This window comes from Pseudorhodoplanes sp. (genome assembly GCA_032027085.1).
Classification (GTDB): Bacteria; Pseudomonadota; Alphaproteobacteria; order Rhizobiales; family Xanthobacteraceae; genus Pseudorhodoplanes.
In genome coordinates this window covers 1,164,108-1,180,531 of record JAVSMS010000001.1, presented here as the reverse complement: position 1 = coordinate 1,180,531, position 16,424 = coordinate 1,164,108, and the positions used below count along the sequence as shown (strand labels likewise).

The 16,424-nt window shown below is 63.4% G+C and carries 18 protein-coding genes; 7 read left to right on the top strand and 11 right to left on the bottom strand.

The features are described 5' to 3' along the window. Positions 1 to 118 precede the first annotated feature (118 nt). A complete protein-coding gene (locus RO009_05730) occupies positions 119 to 3,616 on the top strand; it encodes a hybrid sensor histidine kinase/response regulator (protein ID MDT3684525.1) in 3,498 nt (1,165 codons plus the stop codon). Positions 3,617 to 3,752: 136 nt separating this feature from the next. On the opposite strand, the gene RO009_05725 is transcribed toward RO009_05730, so the two are convergent. The 3 genes from RO009_05725 to RO009_05715 all read right to left on the bottom strand — a co-directional run bounded on the left by RO009_05725 (position 3,753) and on the right by RO009_05715 (position 5,514). Beyond that, positions 3,753 to 4,430 (bottom strand): response regulator transcription factor, encoded by a 678-nt coding sequence (locus RO009_05725; GenBank protein MDT3684524.1) that lies wholly within the window; start codon positions 4,428 to 4,430, stop codon positions 3,753 to 3,755. Positions 4,431 to 4,543: 113 nt separating this feature from the next. Next, positions 4,544 to 5,005, bottom strand: a complete 462-nt coding sequence (locus tag RO009_05720; protein ID MDT3684523.1) for a secondary thiamine-phosphate synthase enzyme YjbQ — start codon at positions 5,003 to 5,005, stop codon at positions 4,544 to 4,546. An 11-nt stretch (positions 5,006 to 5,016) separates the two neighbouring features. Further along, positions 5,017 to 5,514: a hypothetical protein gene (locus RO009_05715; protein ID MDT3684522.1), complete on the bottom strand. Its 498-nt coding sequence runs from the start codon at positions 5,512 to 5,514 to the stop codon at positions 5,017 to 5,019. A 268-nt stretch (positions 5,515 to 5,782) separates the two neighbouring features. On the opposite strand from RO009_05715, the gene RO009_05710 reads away from it, so the two are divergent. The 6 genes from RO009_05710 (at position 5,783) to RO009_05685 (ending at position 9,219) form a co-directional block, all read left to right on the top strand. Further along, on the top strand, positions 5,783 to 6,163 hold the full coding sequence (locus tag RO009_05710) for an AtpZ/AtpI family protein (GenBank protein MDT3684521.1): 381 nt from the start codon (positions 5,783 to 5,785) through the stop codon (positions 6,161 to 6,163). A 59-nt stretch (positions 6,164 to 6,222) separates the two neighbouring features. Next, a complete protein-coding gene (locus RO009_05705) occupies positions 6,223 to 6,972 on the top strand; it encodes a F0F1 ATP synthase subunit A (protein MDT3684520.1) in 750 nt (249 codons plus the stop codon). 45 nt (positions 6,973 to 7,017) lie between these two features. Beyond that, positions 7,018 to 7,245, top strand: coding sequence for a F0F1 ATP synthase subunit C (locus RO009_05700; protein ID MDT3684519.1), 228 nt, complete (start codon positions 7,018 to 7,020; stop codon positions 7,243 to 7,245). 75 nt (positions 7,246 to 7,320) lie between these two features. Next, the gene (locus tag RO009_05695) at positions 7,321 to 7,854 is read left to right on the top strand and encodes a F0F1 ATP synthase subunit B (GenBank protein MDT3684518.1); all 534 of its coding nucleotides are present in this window, start codon (positions 7,321 to 7,323) and stop codon (positions 7,852 to 7,854) included. 10 nt (positions 7,855 to 7,864) lie between these two features. Beyond that, positions 7,865 to 8,356 (top strand): ATP F0F1 synthase subunit B, encoded by a 492-nt coding sequence (locus tag RO009_05690; GenBank protein MDT3684517.1) that lies wholly within the window; start codon positions 7,865 to 7,867, stop codon positions 8,354 to 8,356. Positions 8,357 to 8,562: 206 nt separating this feature from the next. Further along, positions 8,563 to 9,219 carry an HAD-IA family hydrolase gene (locus tag RO009_05685; protein MDT3684516.1) on the top strand — a complete coding sequence of 219 codons (657 nt, stop codon included), beginning with the start codon at positions 8,563 to 8,565 and terminating at the stop codon, positions 9,217 to 9,219. Positions 9,220 to 9,334: 115 nt separating this feature from the next. Here the strand turns inward: RO009_05685 and RO009_05680 are convergent, their stop codons facing one another. The 8 genes from RO009_05680 to RO009_05645 form a co-directional block, all read right to left on the bottom strand. Continuing rightward, the gene (locus RO009_05680; protein MDT3684515.1) at positions 9,335 to 10,015 is read right to left on the bottom strand and encodes a hypothetical protein; all 681 of its coding nucleotides are present in this window, start codon (positions 10,013 to 10,015) and stop codon (positions 9,335 to 9,337) included. Between the two features lie 99 nt (positions 10,016 to 10,114). Beyond that, complete coding sequence (locus tag RO009_05675; protein ID MDT3684514.1) at positions 10,115 to 10,699, bottom strand: GNAT family protein; 585 nt, start codon at positions 10,697 to 10,699, stop codon at positions 10,115 to 10,117. Between the two features lie 136 nt (positions 10,700 to 10,835). Then, positions 10,836 to 12,107, bottom strand: a complete 1,272-nt coding sequence (locus tag RO009_05670; protein ID MDT3684513.1) for a pitrilysin family protein — start codon at positions 12,105 to 12,107, stop codon at positions 10,836 to 10,838. Further along, positions 12,104 to 13,519 carry a threonine synthase gene (gene thrC, locus RO009_05665; protein ID MDT3684512.1) on the bottom strand — a complete coding sequence of 472 codons (1,416 nt, stop codon included), beginning with the start codon at positions 13,517 to 13,519 and terminating at the stop codon, positions 12,104 to 12,106. Before thrC ends, RO009_05670 begins: the two co-directional genes overlap by 4 nt. A 136-nt stretch (positions 13,520 to 13,655) precedes the next feature. After that, positions 13,656 to 14,411 carry an SURF1 family protein gene (locus RO009_05660; GenBank protein ID MDT3684511.1) on the bottom strand — a complete coding sequence of 252 codons (756 nt, stop codon included), beginning with the start codon at positions 14,409 to 14,411 and terminating at the stop codon, positions 13,656 to 13,658. Next, entirely contained in the window at positions 14,408 to 14,788 is a 381-nt protein-coding gene (locus RO009_05655) for a DUF983 domain-containing protein (protein ID MDT3684510.1), read from the bottom strand. Before RO009_05655 ends, RO009_05660 begins: the two co-directional genes overlap by 4 nt. 113 nt (positions 14,789 to 14,901) lie before the next feature. After that, on the bottom strand, positions 14,902 to 15,759 hold the full coding sequence (locus tag RO009_05650) for a cytochrome c oxidase subunit 3 (GenBank protein ID MDT3684509.1): 858 nt from the start codon (positions 15,757 to 15,759) through the stop codon (positions 14,902 to 14,904). 61 nt (positions 15,760 to 15,820) lie between these two features. Then, positions 15,821 to 16,423 carry a cytochrome c oxidase assembly protein gene (locus RO009_05645; protein MDT3684508.1) on the bottom strand — a complete coding sequence of 201 codons (603 nt, stop codon included), beginning with the start codon at positions 16,421 to 16,423 and terminating at the stop codon, positions 15,821 to 15,823. Position 16,424: the final 1 nt, after the last annotated feature.

The following is a 16,424-nucleotide window of genomic DNA, read 5'->3' as shown; positions in this document are numbered from 1 at the left end:
TGCGACACTGCCGATGACACCCCCTATAATGCCCGCCAGACTGCGGGTATTATGATCCTGCGGGTGGTTTTAGCCCCCGATCGCGATTGTCGCAGATCGTGGGCCAGTAGGAGCCGGCATGCTGCAAAGCTGGGTCGTTATCGCGATCGCACTCGGCTATATTGGGCTGTTGTTCGTTGTCGCCAGCTATGGTGACCGGGCGCATTTGCTCGATCGCAGCAGCCGCTCAAGGCTGCTGATCTATCCGCTGTGCCTGGCGATTTATTGTACGTCCTGGACCTTTTTCGGGTCGGTCGGACTTGCCGCTCGGTCGGGCTTTGACTTCCTGACCATCTATGCCGGTCCGATTCTGATGATCGGCCTGTTCTGGCCGCTGATCCTGCGCATCGTGCGCCTGGCCAAGTCGCAAAACATCACATCCATCGCCGATTTCATCGCCGCGCGTTACGGCAAGCAGCAGGCCGTCGCCGCGACCGTTGCGCTGATCGCAATCGTCGGCACCATTCCGTATATCGCCCTGCAGCTGAAGGCAGTGTCCTCCTCGGTCGGCACCATCCTGGCGCATGTCACCGTGGATGCACCCGCGCCGATTCCGGTGATCGGGGACGTGTCCTTGTTTATCGCGCTGCTGATGGCGGCCTTCGCCATTCTGTTCGGCACCCGGCATATCGACGCCACTGAGCACCAGGACGGCCTGATGCTGGCGATCGCGACCGAGTCCATCGTCAAGCTCACGGCGTTTCTCGCCGTTGGAATTTTTGTCACCTGGTGGATGTTCGACGGCGCTGCGGACCTGTTCACAAAGGCGATGGCCCAGTCAAACGCGGCGGCCCTGTTCAGCCACGCGCCGAGTTTCGCGAATGTTGTTGCCATGACGCTGCTGTCGTTCGTGGCGATCGTTTTGCTGCCGCGGCAATTCCACGTCACGGTGGTCGAAAATCATTCCGAGTCGGAAGTGAAGCGCGCGTCGTGGCTGTTTCCGATCTACCTCGTCCTCATCAATCTGTTCGTCATCCCGATCGCGCTGGCCGGCCTTCTGACCTTTCCATCGGGTGGGGTCGACGGCGACATGTATGTGCTGGCGCTGCCGCTCACCGCCAACTCGCCGTTCTTCACGGTCGCCGCCTTTGTCGGCGGGCTGTCGGCGGCAACCGCGATGGTGATCGTGGAATGCGTCGCGCTCGCCATCATGGTGTCGAATGACCTGATCGTGCCGCTGGTTCTGCAACAGCGCGCGGGGCTGATCACGAACCGCGCCGATGTCGGCGCGCTGCTCCTGAAAGTGCGCCGCGTCGCCATTTTCGTCATCCTGGTGATGGCGTATCTTTATTACCGCTCGGTCGGCGACGCGCAGCTCGCCGCGATCGGCCTGTTGTCCTTCGCAGCCGTCGCCCAGCTCGCACCGGCTTTCTTCGGCGGCATGTTCTGGCGTTACGCGACGGCGCGCGGCGCGATCGCCGGCATGACCGTGGGATTCCTGGCATGGGCCTATACATTGCTGCTGCCGAGCGCGGCGGGCAGCGGCATCCTCAGCGCCTCGGTGCTCACCGACGGGCCTTGGGGCATTGCGATGTTGCGGCCGCAGGCTCTGTTCGGGCTCGATCTGCCGGAGCTGGCGCATGGCGTGTTCTGGAGCCTGGCGCTGAATATCCTGGCCTATGTCGGCTTTTCGCTCGGCCGCGCGCCGACCTCGATCGAGCGCATGCAGGCGGATGTGTTCGTGCCGAGCGGTCTTGCGCCCGCGCCGAGCTTCCGCTTCTGGCGCTCGGCGGTCACGGTGGATGAAGTCATCGCCACCGTCGCCCGCTATATCGGCGAAGAGCGCGCACGCACCTCATTCGAGACGTTCGCGCGCGCCAACCGGATCAGCCTCACGCCGTCCAACGAGGCCGATTTCCAGCTGCTGCGGCATGCCGAGCATCTGCTGGCGTCGGCGATCGGCGCCGCATCGTCACGCCTCGTGCTGTCGCTGCTTCTGCGCAAGCGGACCGTGTCGACCAAGGCCGCGCTCAAGCTGCTCGACGATGCGAATGCCGCGATCCACTATAACCGGGAAATCCTGCAGACCGCGTTGGAGCACGTCAGCGAAGGCATCGCGGTCTTCGACAAGGATCTGCAACTCATCTGCTGGAACCGGCAATTTGGCGTGATCCTCGATCTGCCGCGCGACATGATCGGCATGGGCGTGCGGCTCGAGGAAATCCTGCACTATCACGCGGCGCGCGGCATGCTGGGCGAGGGAGATCCCGGCGACCTCGTGCGCGAGCGGCTGCGCCGCTATTCGGCCGCGGCCGAGCCGTTCCAGGAGCGGTTCCCGGATCGCGGGCTGGTGATCGAAGTGCGCGCCAACAGCATGCCGGACGGTAGCATCGCGACCACCTTCACTGACATCACTCCGAGCGTCGAGGCGGCCGAGGCGCTGGAACAGCGCGTGCGCGAGCGCACCACCGAACTGACCCTGCTCAACGCCGAACTGGCACGCGCCAAGGCCGACGCCGACGAAGCCAATATCTCCAAGACCCGCTTCCTGGCAGCGGCGAGCCACGACATCCTGCAACCGCTGAACGCGGCGCGGCTCTACGTGACCTCGCTGGTCGAGCGGCAAGGAGGCGGCGAGGAGGCGCGTCTGGTCAGCAATATCGATGCATCGCTTGATGCGGTCGAGGAAATCTTCGGCGCCTTGCTCGATATTTCGCGGCTCGATACCGGCGTGATGAAGCCGGAATGGTCGTCGTTCCGCATCGACGAATTGCTGCGGCAACTGGAAGTGGAGTTTGCGCCGATGGCGCGCGAGAAGGGCCTTGAGCTCACCTTCGTGCAGTCGTCACTGACCGTGAAGTCGGATCGCCGGCTGCTGCGCCGGGTGCTGCAGAATCTGATTTCCAACGCGATCAAATATACGCCGAAGGGACGGGTTCTGGTTGGCGTGCGGCGGCGGCGCGACCGCTTGCGGATCGACGTCTACGACACCGGCCTCGGCATTCCGCGCGCGCAGCAGAAGATCATCTTCCGCGAGTTTCATCGTCTCGATGAGGGCGCCAAGGTGGCGCGCGGCCTTGGATTGGGCCTGTCGATCGTGGAGCGCATTGCCCGCGTCCTCGATTACAGGGTCGACCTGACGTCCAGGGCGGGGCAGGGCTCGCATTTCTCGGTCGAAGCGCCGCTTGCCGCGCCGATCACGACGCGCGCTGCGGTGCCGGCGCCGCTGCGCATCGATCCCGGCCAACTGGCCGGCATGACCGTGCTTTGCATCGACAACGAGCTGCAAATACTCGACGGCATGGAGGCGCTGCTCAGCGGCTGGGGCTGCGAGGTTCTCAAGGCAGCCGACCTGAAGGCTGCCCTGGCGGCATCGGACCGCGTCCAGGGTCCGCTGAGCGGATTGCTGGTCGATTATCATCTTGACAATGCGAACGGCATCGACGCCATCGTGGCCTTGCGCGCGCGCCTCGGCCGCGACCTGCCGGCCATTCTGATCACCGCGGACCGCACCCCGCGCGTGCGCGACGAAGCGCGTCGCCACAATATCCCGGTGCTGCACAAGCCGGTGAAGCCGGCGGCGTTGCGCGCGCTGCTGGCGCAATGGCGCATCCAGCGCGTGGCCGCGGCGGAGTGATTTTCTTTCGGTGATCGCGCAAACTTTTCGCTGTCATGCTTCGCGAAAGCGGAGCATCCAGCATCACTGCGCGTCGGTGGTTACTCGATCGCCCGCTTTGACGGGCGATAACAAGCCGAAAAGTGGTGTACGTGGCTCAGTTTTCCAGCGGTGCGATCTGCGGCCATTGGCCGACTTCGATCTTCGCCGCGGCAATCACTGCCTGGGTGCGGCTTTCGACGCCGAGCTTCTGCAGGATCGCGGAGACATGCGCCTTCACGGTCGCTTCCGACACACTCAATTCGTAGGCGATCTGCTTGTTGAGGAGGCCCTCTGACAACATCATCAGGACGCGTACCTGTTGCGGGGTGAGCGTCGCCAGCCGGCCCATCAGTTCGGCGGTTTCGGCGTCTGTGCCGGCATGGAGATCGATGTCGGGCGGCGTCCACACGCCGCCCTTGAGCACAGAGGCGATCGCCTTGCGCATGCCGTCGATATCGAGCGTCTTGGGAATGAAGCCGGAGGCGCCGAAATCCATGCAGCGGCGGATCACGCTCGGATCGTCGTTGGCGGAGACCACGACGACCGGGACGCTGGGATATTGTGCCCGCAGATACATCAGGCCGGAAAACCCGCGCACGCCCGGCATCGACAGATCGAGCAGGATCAGATCGACATCGCCGCTGTCGTCCAGCAGCTTGGCGACGTCGTCGAAGGACCCCGCTTCGGAAATGTCGACGCGCTCGAACAGTCCGCTGACCGCTTCGCGCAAGGCGCCACGGAAAAGGGGATGGTCATCGGCGATGACGAGGCGATAGAGGGCAGTCTCGGTCAAATCGCGAGCTCCAGGGGCCGTCCGGCACGGCAAAATATCGTGACCACTTTACAACATTTCGCGCCGTGTCCAGAGACCTTATCTGCGTACCATTGGCGCAATCGGGAGTGGGGTTAACGGCTGCACCCCACGAATTGCAGCAGAACCGTGCGCCGATGCGCGCGCGAGCGATGCTCGACCAGATAAATGCCCTGCCAGGTCCCCAGCGCCATGCGCCCGCCCATCACCGGAATATGAAGCGAAACGCCGGTCAGCATGGCCTTCACATGTGCGGGCATGTCGTCGGGGCCCTCGATGGTGTGGATCCAGCCGGCATCGTCCGGCGCGATCCGCCGCAGCGCCGTGACCAGATCGCGCTGCACGTCGGGATCGGCATTCTCCTGGATCACCAGCGAGGCCGAGGTGTGCCGCAGATACAAAAAGAGCGCACCGTCCTGCGCCTTCGCTTCGGCGATGAAGGTTTCGGCCTCCCGGGTGATCTCGGTGAAGCCTTCGCCGGGCGTGTCGACGCTCAATTCCGCGCTGGCCACAAGCTGCGGCGTCACCCTGCTGATGGCGGAGAGCGTCACGGGCACTGCAGGGTCCGTCAGATCTTTCCAAAATAGTCGCGCTGGATGGCAGCCATTTTCTCGGCGAGGCGACGCCAGACCTTGTCCATGAAGTTCAAGACGCGGTCCAGATCGGAATCACTCGGCAGCTTCAATTCCACGTCCGGCAGCTTGGCGACGGGCGCGTCCTTATTGATGCTGCCGGGCAGCGGAAGGTTGCGGGCCAGCAATTCCTTCTTCAACAGCCCGTTGTCGATCTGCAGCCGTGCAATCTCGCCTTCGAGCGCGCTTCTTTCGTCAGGCACCGGATGGCAGGACCAACCGATCGTCTTGCGAGCGCAGATCGAGACCTGTCCGGTCCGGGTGTCCAGCCGCAGATAGCCATCCTCCGCGCGGTGGAAGCTGAACCTTCCGTTTTCGCCGTCAGGCGTGGTCTGCGCCTGGGCCTGAGCCTGAGCCTGAGCGGGGACGGCTCCCCAGATGCTCGCACAGAGGGCGCTAACCAGAATGCCGGCAGCAGCTATTCGCATCATCATTCCTTCTCCCGGCTGCACCCCAAATTATCATCTCCGACAGGGGCGAACCAATGGCGTAAATCGCTTCGCGCAGCTTTATCGCGGCCGCGCCTCCGGGGCCCTTCAGCGCCGATCCAGGCCACGCGCAAGCCTTTGATTTATATTTGTTATCTGGGGTGGATCGGCGCTGCAGCAATTCTTGACTCGCTATGACCCCATCAGTATGGTCCGCGCGGCTTTTAGGGCTGCAAGGATTGATCAATCGCCTTGAACACGCGCGGGTGTCGGCATGAATGACGGCAAACGCGACAAGGGCGGTTCGGAAAATCAGGCATCCGACGAGGCTTCTTTCTCCGCGAGGCTCCGGAGTCTCGGCACCCAGCTCGGCAAGACCGAGAGGGGAAGGCCTGTCGAGGCGCCATCCGGCAGCAGATCGGGTTCCGATCCGTCCGCCATTGCGCGCGGCTTTCGGCTTTCCACAGAGCTTGTGGCGGGCGTGATTGCCGGAGCGCTGATCGGCTGGTTGCTGGATCGGTGGCTCGGCATCTCGCCTTGGGGACTGATCGTGTTTCTGCTGCTTGGTTTCGCCGCAGGCGTCCTGAACGTGATGCGCGCAGCCGGAGTGGCACCGGGAAACCAGCTTCCCGGGAAGGATGACGACCGGAAGTGACTGGACGAGAACCGACCTTCGCCGCCGCCGGCGAAATGCTTTAAGGACCTGACCCGGCCATGGCCGACCCGATCCATCAATTTGAGATCAAGAAGTTCGCGACCCTCGGCCATGTCGGGGGGCACGAAATCGCCTTCACCAATTCAGCTCTGTTCATGCTGATCGCAGTCGGGACCATCTCGCTGCTGATGCTCGGCACCACTGGCCGCCGCGCGCTGGTGCCTGGGCGCATGCAGTCGATCGCGGAACTCTCCTACGAGTTTGTCGCCGACATGCTGAAAAGTTCCGCCGGCACGGAAGGGATGAAGTTCTTTCCGTTCGTCTTCACGCTCTTCATGTTTATCCTGACGGTGAACATGATCGGGCTCATTCCCGGCACCTTCACGGTGACCAGCCACATCATCGTCACCGCGGTGCTGGCGCTGCTCGTGTTCTTCACCGTTATTGGCTATGGCGTGTACAAGAACGGCTTCAAATTTCTGAAGCTGTTCGTGCCGAGCGGCATCCCCTTTTACATCCTGCCGTTGATCACATTCATCGAGGTGCTGTCGTTCCTGTCGCGGCCGATTTCGCATTCCGTGCGACTGTTCGCAAACATGCTGGCCGGGCACATCACGCTGAAAGTGTTCGCAGGCTTCGTGACCATGCTCGGCGGAATGGGTTTTGTGGGCTGGCTCGGAGCGACATTGCCGCTGGCGCTCACGGTGGGACTGACCGCGCTCGAATTCCTGGTCGCATTCCTGCAGGCTTATGTCTTCGCCATTCTGACCTGCATCTATCTCAACGATGCCCTTCACCCGGGCCACTGAGCCCGACCTTCAATCTCAACGGAAAGAACGAAAGAGGAGTTTTCCATGGATCCGGTTGCTGCGAAGTACATTGGCGCTGGCATTGCCTGCATCGGCATGGGCGGTGCGGGCGTAGGCGTCGGTACCATTTTTGGCAATTACCTTGCCGCCGCCCTGCGCAATCCCTCGGCCGCCCAGGGCCAGTTCGGCAACCTGATCTTCGGCTTCGCGGTGACCGAAGCGCTCGGCATCTTCTCGCTGCTGATCGCGCTGCTGCTGCTGTTCGCTCTCTGAGCAGAGACGCTGACGTCTGCGCGGACGGCCTTACCGTCCGCGATCGGACTTGAGTGAAGCAAGGTTACGGGAATCATGGCGACGAACGCGCATACGGAAGTGCCAGGTGGGGGGAAGCCGCAATTTCCTCCCTTCAACAAGGAGACCTTCGCGTCCCAGCTGGTCTGGCTCGCGATCACCTTTGTCCTGCTCTATCTGCTGATGTCCCGTCTCGCGCTGCCGCGCGTGGGAGGCATCATCCAGGCGCGCCTGGGCCGGATCGAGGGCGATCTCGCCGAAGCCCAGCGGCTGAAGGACGAGACCGAAACCGCGATGGCTGGCTATGAGAAGACGCTCGCCGAAGCGCGCGCCAACGCCCAGGCGATCGCGGCCAAGACCCGTGACAGCCTAATGGCGGAAGCCGAGGAGCGCCGCAAGACGCTCGAGGGGCGCCTGCATCAGAAGCTCGAAGAGGCGGAGAAATCGATCGCCGCGACCAAGGCCGCCGCGATGAGCAATGTCCGCAGCATCGCCACCGAAGCGGCGTCGAACATCGTGGAACGCCTGATCGGCACGGCGCCGGCCGAGAAGGTCGTCGCCGACGCGGTGGCTGACAGCCTCAAGCAGTGAGAGAACGACTATGCACATCCTGATGGAGGCTGAGTTCTGGGTCGCCGTGGCCTTCGTGCTCTTCCTCGCTATTTTGATCTATGCCGGTGTGCACAAGACCATCATCGCCTCGCTGGATCAGCGTTCGGCGCGCATCAAGTCCGAACTCGACGAGGCGCGCCGCTTGAAGGACGAGGCGGCGACGCTGCTCGCCGAATACAAGCAGAAGACGGCCAACGCCCAGAAGGAGGCCGACGAGATTGTCGCCGGCGCCAAGGCCGAAGCCGAGCGCCTTGCCCAGGAAGCGCATGCACGGCTTGAGGAATTCGTGGCTCGCCGTACCAAGATGGCTGAGACCAAGATCGCGCAGGCCGAGGCGCAGGCACTTGCGGATGTGCGCAGCGCCGCAGCGGACGCGGCGACCAGCGCGGCAGAGAAAATCCTGGTCCAGGCGGCCAAGGGCAAGGTGGCGGATACGCTGATCGCCCGGGGCATCGAGGACGTGAAGAAGAAGCTGAACTGAGTCGGTTTCTTCACGCACAATGCTTTTCACAGAGGTGCTCTGCGCAAAGTAGCGCGTTTTCAACAATTTTCTTTCCCCCTGCCGCGCGAATCTGCTTATTCGTTGCTACCGGGCGTTGACTCCATTCGGCGTCATTCACAAAATTTATAGACTAGTAGCACGAATCATCGGGGCGTCCGGCGTCAGCCGGTCCGGAGGGGGTCCCTGTGATCATCTTCGACTGCAACGGGGTGCTGGTCGACAGCGAGCCGATCGCAACGGCCGTGCTTGCACAGGAATTGCAGCGCGTTGGGATCAAGGTCACTCCACAGCTCATCGCCCGCTATTTCACCGGCCGCCGGCCCACGGACGTTCTCGCCGAGGTCGAGGCAGCCACCGGTGTCGCCCTGCCGCTGAATTTTGCATCCAATGTCGCCTATTCGACGATGAGCCGCCTGCGCGCCGAACTGCGCGTGACGCCGCATGTCGGTTACGCATTGTCGTGGTTGCGCGGGCCGAAATGCGTAGCGTCGTCATCGCCGCTGGAGCGGATCAAGCTGAGCCTCGAGGTCACTGATCTGCGCCGCTATTTCGGTGCAAATCTTTTTTCTGCCAGCGACATGGCAGCGGGCAAGCCGAACCCGGATCTGTTTCTGCACGCGGCGGCGCGGGTCGGTATCGATCCGAAGGACTGCATAGTCGTCGAGGATTCACCGGCCGGCGTCAGCGCGGCGTCCGCGGCCGGGATGGCCGCGATCGGATATGTCGGCGGCAGCCATGCCCCGGCCAATCTCGGTTCGGAATTGTCGAAGGCCGGCGCCAGCGCGGTGATCCACGACATGCGGGCGCTGAAGGGCACGGTCGTTGCGCTGCGGGGATATTAGCAGAATTCAAGGTTGTCATTCCGGGCCGCGTTAAAGCGCGGACGCGCAATCCGGCGGCACGTATTGTTGTGGTTCTGGATTGCGGGTGCGCTTCGCGGCGCCACCGAACGACAAGTCACCCCGTCGGCTGCGCGCGCTTGCGTTGCGGCTGTTTCTTTGCCGGCTGCTCCTTGGCGCCCAAGGCGTCGAAGCCGACATAGACGACATAGGATTCGATCGCGTTGCCCGTCGGCATCGGCACGGTCAGATCTTCCTCCACATGCGTGAAGGCGACGTTCGGGACTCCCTCGCCAATGGTGATGGGAATACGGTAGAGCTTCGTCCAATGCGTCTTGGGCGAAGGTCCTTCCTGCACCAAGGCCAGACGCAGCGGCACCTCGATCGTGCCCGGTCCGCCGGCGGGACCGAGAATGATGCGACCCTGTATGCCGACTTTCATGTTCAGATTGCCGCCGACCTTGTGACATTCGCGCGCTGTCTGGCCGAGTGTCGCCTGATAGCGCAGGCCCATCGCGCCCTGTCCGCCGGGTGCTGTAAACGCGAGCGAAGACGCGCCGGGACGGACATCGACCGCCGGGCAGACGTCAACCGATGAGGATTCCGTCGTGGGCTGCGCCTGCGCCACGGCGGTGCCCGTCGCGGCGGCCTGATTGAATCGTTCGCCGAAGGACGACAGGCCAGGTGTGCTTGTACCCGCACCTGAAGAACATCCGCCGATGACAATCGTCGCGGCCAGCGCCGCCAGCAAATCCCGACCGCGGCGAATTCGGTTGCAGTCCAACTCAACTCTGTACATCGCTTTTCCCGACAAAGCCCGCAGAGGCGACCCCCGCCGGTTTATAGCACCGGCAAGATGGCCTGCCCAAGGCGCCCCCATGCCGCACCGGCACATTGGTTAAGCAGGATCCTGCCGCAGCCGTGCGTAAAGTAGGTGGTCCTGCCAGACGCCGTCGATGCAGAGATATTCGCGGGCATAGCCCTCCCGCTTGAAGCCGGTTCTTTCGAGGAGGCTGATCGATGCTGCGTTGGTGGGAATGCAGGCGGCTTCGAGCCGGTGCAGCCGCAGAGCGTCGAATGAGAAGGGAATGATGGCGCGCACCGCGCGCGTCATGTAGCCCTGGCGAGCGAAGGGAGCGCCGATCCAGTAACCAAGGCTTCCCGCCTGCGCCACGCCACGGCGGATATTGGCGATGGTCACGCCGCCGACCAGATGATTATGCGGCCGATCGAAGATGAAGAACGGATAGGCGAGATCGTTGCGGATATCTTCGCCGTAGCGCCTCAGACGGCGGCGGAAGGCGGCACGCGTCAGATCGTCGGCGGGCCAGACCGGCTCCCAGGGGGTGAGGAAGTCCCGGCTGGTCTCGCGCAACGTGGCCCATTCGGCGAAGTCGGAAATCTGCGGTGCGCGCAGATAGACGCCTTCGCCGTGCACAGCAGGAAAAAATTCGGTCGATGGTACGCTGCGAAAGAAAGCCATGGCACGCTCACCGCGGTCGGATGCCAGTCTAGAGCGAGCCCGCTCCAGATTGAAGCAGGCTCACACTTGTCACTACCTTCCTGAGGGAGCGCGGCGGCTTTGCCGCCTCGCGCCCCAGAATGACGGAGAGACACGGTCAGGCCGCAAGCTTTGCGAAACTCTCCACGATCGCGGCGGCGCGGTCGATGCCGCGGCCGGGCCCCAAGGCTGCGATGGCGGGACGGCTGCGGGCGATCAGCGAGCGGCCGGCGGCGCGCGCGCTGTCGACGGTGACAGCGTCGATCTTGGCGATCAGTTCGGACGTCGGGATGACACGGCCATGCACCATGATCTGGCGCGCGATTTGTTCGGTGCGCGCGCTTGAGCTTTCCAGCGCCATCAGCAGCCCGGCCTTCATCTGCGCCTTGGCGCGATTGACTTCGGGCTCGGTGATGGTTTCCGCCGCGCGGGCCATTTCTTCGATGACCACCTGCATCAGTTCCGGCGCATCCCTGTCATCGGTGCCGGAATAGAGCGCGAACACGCCGGTGTCGGCATAGGGCATGTGGAAGGCAGAAATGGTGTAGCAAAGCCCGCGCACCTCGCGCACTTCCTGGAACAGTCGCGAGGACATCCCGCCGCCCAGCACATTGGTGAAGACCTGCAGGCTGAACAAGGCGGGGTCGCGCTGCGGCAGCCCCTCCAGCGCGAAAGCCAGATGCGCCTGTTCGAGGTCGCGCTTCTCCACATAGGTGCCGCCGCCATATTTCGCGGCCTGCGGCGCAGGACCGGCCGGTCCGTCGAATGTCGTGAACAGCCTCTCGACCTGATCGACAATCGACTTGTGCTCGATCGCACCGGTCGCCGCCACGACCATGTCCGGCGCGCGGTAGTTGCGCGTCAGGTAGGTGCGCAGGCTGTCGGCCTTGAACGAGCAGACGCTTTCGCGTGTGCCCAGCACCGAGCGCCCGACCGGCTGATTGGGGAAGGCGGTCGACTGCAAATGATCGAATACAATATCGTCAGGCGTGTCTTCCGCCGCGCCGATCTCCTGCACGATGACGTTGCGCTCGCGGGCGAGTTCCTCTCCGTCAAAAGCCGGGTTGGCGAGAATGTCGGACAGAACATCGAGCCCGAGCGGCACATCCGGCTTCAGCACGCGCGCGTAATAGGTCGTGGTCTCGATGCTGGTCGCGGCATTGAGATCGCCCCCGACCGCTTCGATCTCCTCGGCGATCTGCCGCGCGCTGCGGCGGCCCGTACCCTTGAACGCCATATGTTCAAGCAAGTGCGAGATGCCATGCTCGTTCGGAAGCTCATCACGGCTGCCGGATCCGACCCAGACTCCGAGCGAGGCCGTCTCTAGATGCGGCATGGCATCGGTGACGACGGTCAGGCCGGAAGGGAGGGTGGTGACTTCAACGCTCATGCGGCGGCTCCTTCTCTCGCAGCGCGACTGGCCGCGAGTACGCAACGCTCAATCTGGTTCTGGTCGGCGGGCAGATGGGTGACATTTTCGGCGCGGCTGCAAAGATCGCTCAGCCATTCCGGCAAGGCCGGCTTGACGCCGCAGGCGGCCTGCACCGCATCCGGGAATTTCGCGGCATGGGCGGTGGAGAGAACCACCATCGGCAGAGCGGGATCGCGATGCTCTTTTTCCGCGACGGCGACGCCGACTGCCGTATGCGGGTCAATCAACTGGCCGGTTTCGCGCAAGACGGTGCGAATGGTGGCCGCCACTTCCTCTTCGCCGGCGCGATCGGCAGAGAATTCGGCGCGGATCGTCGACAGGGCCTGTGGCGCCACCGTGAAGCGCTTCGACTGCGCCAGTGAATTCATTAGCGCACGCACGGCCTGCGCATCGCGGCCATAGGCCTCGAAGAGCAGTCGTTCGAAATTGGACGAGACCTGGATGTCCATCGAGGGAGAGGAGGTAGCAACCACGTCGCGCGGTTCATAGGCGCCGGTGGACAATGTGCGCGCCAGGATGTCGTTGGTGTTGGTCGCAACGATCAACCGGTCGACCGGCAAACCCATGCGCTTTGCGACATATCCTGCGAAGATGTCGCCGAAATTTCCGGTCGGCACCGTGAAGGCGACCTTGCGATGCGGCGCGCCGAGCGCGACCGCGGCGGTGAAGTAATAGACCGCCTGCGCGACGATACGCGCCCAGTTGATAGAGTTGACGCCAGCAAGACTCACCTGGTCGGCGAAAGCGTGGTGATTGAACATCGCCTTCACCAGCGCCTGGCAATCGTCGAAGGTGCCGTCGACGGCGATCGTATGCACATTGTCGTCGGTGGCCGTGGTCATCATCCGCCGCTGCACCTCGGAGATGCGTCCGTCCGGGAACAGCACGACGAGATCAATGCGCGAGCGCCCGCGAAAGGCTTCGACTGCGGCGCCGCCGGTGTCGCCCGAGGTCGCGACCACGATGGTGACGCGCTCGCCCCGCTGCTCCAGCACATGGTCCATGAGCCGCGCCAGAAACTGCATCGCCAGATCCTTGAAGGCGAGGGTCGGCCCGTGGAAGAGCTCGAGCGCGAACGTATTGGTGTCGAGCTGGATCACCGGCGCGATGGCCGGGTGGCGGAAGGTATCATAGGCTTCATGCGCGATGCGCGAGAGGTCGTGCTCGGAGATGGTGTCGCCGGTGAACGGCCGGATCACCTCGGTTGCGACCTCGGCATAGGGGCGGCCGGCAAAGCCGGCGATGGCCGCAGGCGGCAGGCTGGGCCAGGTTTCAGGCACATAGAGGCCGCCGTCGCGCGCCAGACCAGCGAGCGTGACGTCGATAAAGCCAAGCGGTGGAGCCTCGCCCCGGGTCGAAACGTAGCGCAATGGTGATCCCTTGCTCCGCCTGGCAACCGCGAAGACGGCTGCAGGCGGTAGATCAACTAATTGAATTGTCTAAGAATTCCCCTTCTTCAACAGCAGGGGAATGCCGTAGGAGGAGAGTAATGGCTGCGCCCCCCTTTCACAAGGAAGGCTTGGCCTCTGCGTTTACGGTTTTGCGCCGCCCGTAATACAACCAGAAGGCGAAGACCCCCGCCAGGGTGCCGGCCAAGCCGAACCACGTCCAGGCATAGCCGAGGTGGTTGTTGCGCAGATTCACGGTCAGAGGACCGGGCCGGGGCAGCCCGGTGGCCGGGACGGGGCTTTCCATGTCGATATAGAAGGGCGCGACCTCACCCCAGCCGCGCATTTTCGCCATCGCGCGCTGATCGCGTACAAACCAGATGTCGCCCGCCGCATCGTGGTCGGAGACAAACAGACCCGGCTGCTCCGGCCAGCGCAGATAGCCAACGATCTCGCGGCTGCCGCTGTTCCATTGGTACTGCCGTTCGGTCGGAACCCATCCGGTATTGACGACGACAGTTTCACCGCCGGGAAGGCGCGCAGGCGCGAAGATGAAATAGCCGGGCGACTTGATGTCGGCGCGCAAGGCGGGCGCCCCGGCATAAACGGCGGCGCGTTGCAGGTCGGAAAATTCCACGCGCAGTATCACCCGGCGGAATTCGGAATGGTCCGGCGTAAGCCTTGACCATTCGGACGGCGGCGGCAGGTCGACCGGCGCTGCAGCGAGTCGCTCGTGCAAGGCTGCAATCAGCGCTTCCTTCCAGGCCAGGCGGTCGAGCTGCCACAGGCCGAGCGAGATCAGGATGAAAAGCCCGATCGTCGTCGCGGTCGACGCAATGACGACCGAGCGCAAACGGCGCGTCTGCACCGTCATTGTTTCGGATCCCGGGTCTCGAGCCGTCCTTCTGCGGCCTTGTGGTGATATTGCAGCGCCACCATCAGGCTTTTCATCGGCCGCAAGGGCAGCACCGTGACGGCAAGGACCAACGGCAGCCACAGGATGGCATGCAGCCAGAATGGAGGCTGGAAGACGACTTCGGTGATCAGCGCGGCGAAGACCACGATGAAGCCAGCCAGCAGGATGATGAAGACCGCGGGTCCGTCGCCGGAATCCATGGCGGAAAAATCCAGTCCGCATTGGTCGCAGCGCGGCCGCAAACTCAGGAATCCCTGAAACACTTTGCCCCTGCCGCAGCGCGGGCAGCGGCAGGTGAGGCCGGCGACGATGGGTGAAGGAGATTGTTCGGTCATTCAGCGATCCTTGGCCCCCAGCTATGCCTGTTTTGCCGGGGCGACAATAGAAGCGCGTTGGAAACAAGAAAGGGCGGCCGGAGCCGCCCCTTCTGCAATTCCGGTCGGCAGCGTCAGTGCGATCCGCCGCCCACCACCGGGCCGCCATAGCCCCACACGTAGATGCAGGCGAACAGGAAGATCCAGACTACGTCGACGAAATGCCAGTACCAGGCCGCGAATTCGAAGCCGAGATGCTGCTTCGGCGTGAAATGGCCGGCATAGGCACGCGCCAGGCAGACGATCAGGAAGATCGAGCCGATGATCACATGCGCGCCGTGGAAGCCGGTCGCCATGAAGAACGTGGCGCCGTAGATGTTGCCTTTGAAGTCAAAAGCGGCGTGGCTGTATTCGTAGGCCTGTACCGCGGTGAAGGTGAGGCCGAGCAGGACGGTCAACCACAGGCCCTTCTTCAGTCCGTCGCGGTCGCCTTCCAGCAACGCGTGGTGCGCCCAGGTCACGGTGGTGCCCGAGGTGAGCAGGATCAGCGTGTTGAGCAATGGCAGGTGCCAGGGATCGAAGGTCTCAATGCCCTTGGGCGGCCATACGCCACCGATGAAAGCGGTGCGGGCAACGTCCTTGGCCGCATCGGGGAAGAGCGCCACGTTGAAGTAGGCCCAGAACCAGGCGACGAAGAACATCACTTCCGAAGCGATGAACAGCAGCATGCCGTAGCGGTGATGCAACTGCACGACGCGCGTGTGATAGCCGCCATGCTCGGCTTCCAGGATGACATCGCGCCACCAGCCGAACATCGTGTAGAGAACCCCAAGCGCACCCGCGGCGAAAACCAGCGGCGCGCCGGTGAACATGTTGTGCATCCAGGCGATCGCACCGATGGCGAGAACGAAAGCCGATACCGAGCCGATCACCGGCCACGGGCTCGGATCGACAAGGTGGTAGTCATGCTGCTTGGTATGTGCGCCCGCCATTTTCATCGTCTCCATTCAAAGTCTTCGGAAAGCGGTCACCGCCCTCCGTATTCGTGGATCCCTAAATTCGGCCCTTCGCCCCGGTCTTGCTTTCCGCCACGGGCCGTTGCGGCTCGCGCTGCGGATAGAAGGTGTAGGACAGGGTGATGGTGTTGCGCCCGCGCGCGTCAGTGTCGTTTACAAGCGCCGGATCGACATAGAACACGACGGCCATTTCGCGCTTTTCGCCGGGCTTCAGTGTCTGTTCGGTGAAGCAGAAGCAGTTGATCTTCTGGAAATAGGCGCCCCAGTTCAGAGGGGCGACGTTGTAGGAGGCGATGCCGGTGGTCTCGCGCGCCGACTGATTGACGACCATGTAGTTCACGGTCACCACCTCGCCGATCCGCACGTCGATCGATGTCTGCTCCGGCGCGAATTTCCAGGGCAGGCCGGCTCCGACATTGGAATCGAACCGCACGGTGACGATGCGATCGAGAATCTGCGCGGGGGCTGAGGTTGCAACCTGCGTCGTGCCGTTGAAGCCGGTCACGCGGCAGAACCAGTCATAGAGCGGCACCGAGGCATAGGACAGCCCGACCATGCCGGCGACGAAGACGCCGCAGGCGCCGGCGACCAGCATGTCGCGGCGGGGGGAACGGGCGGTGGCGGTCTTCTTCTCGCTCATG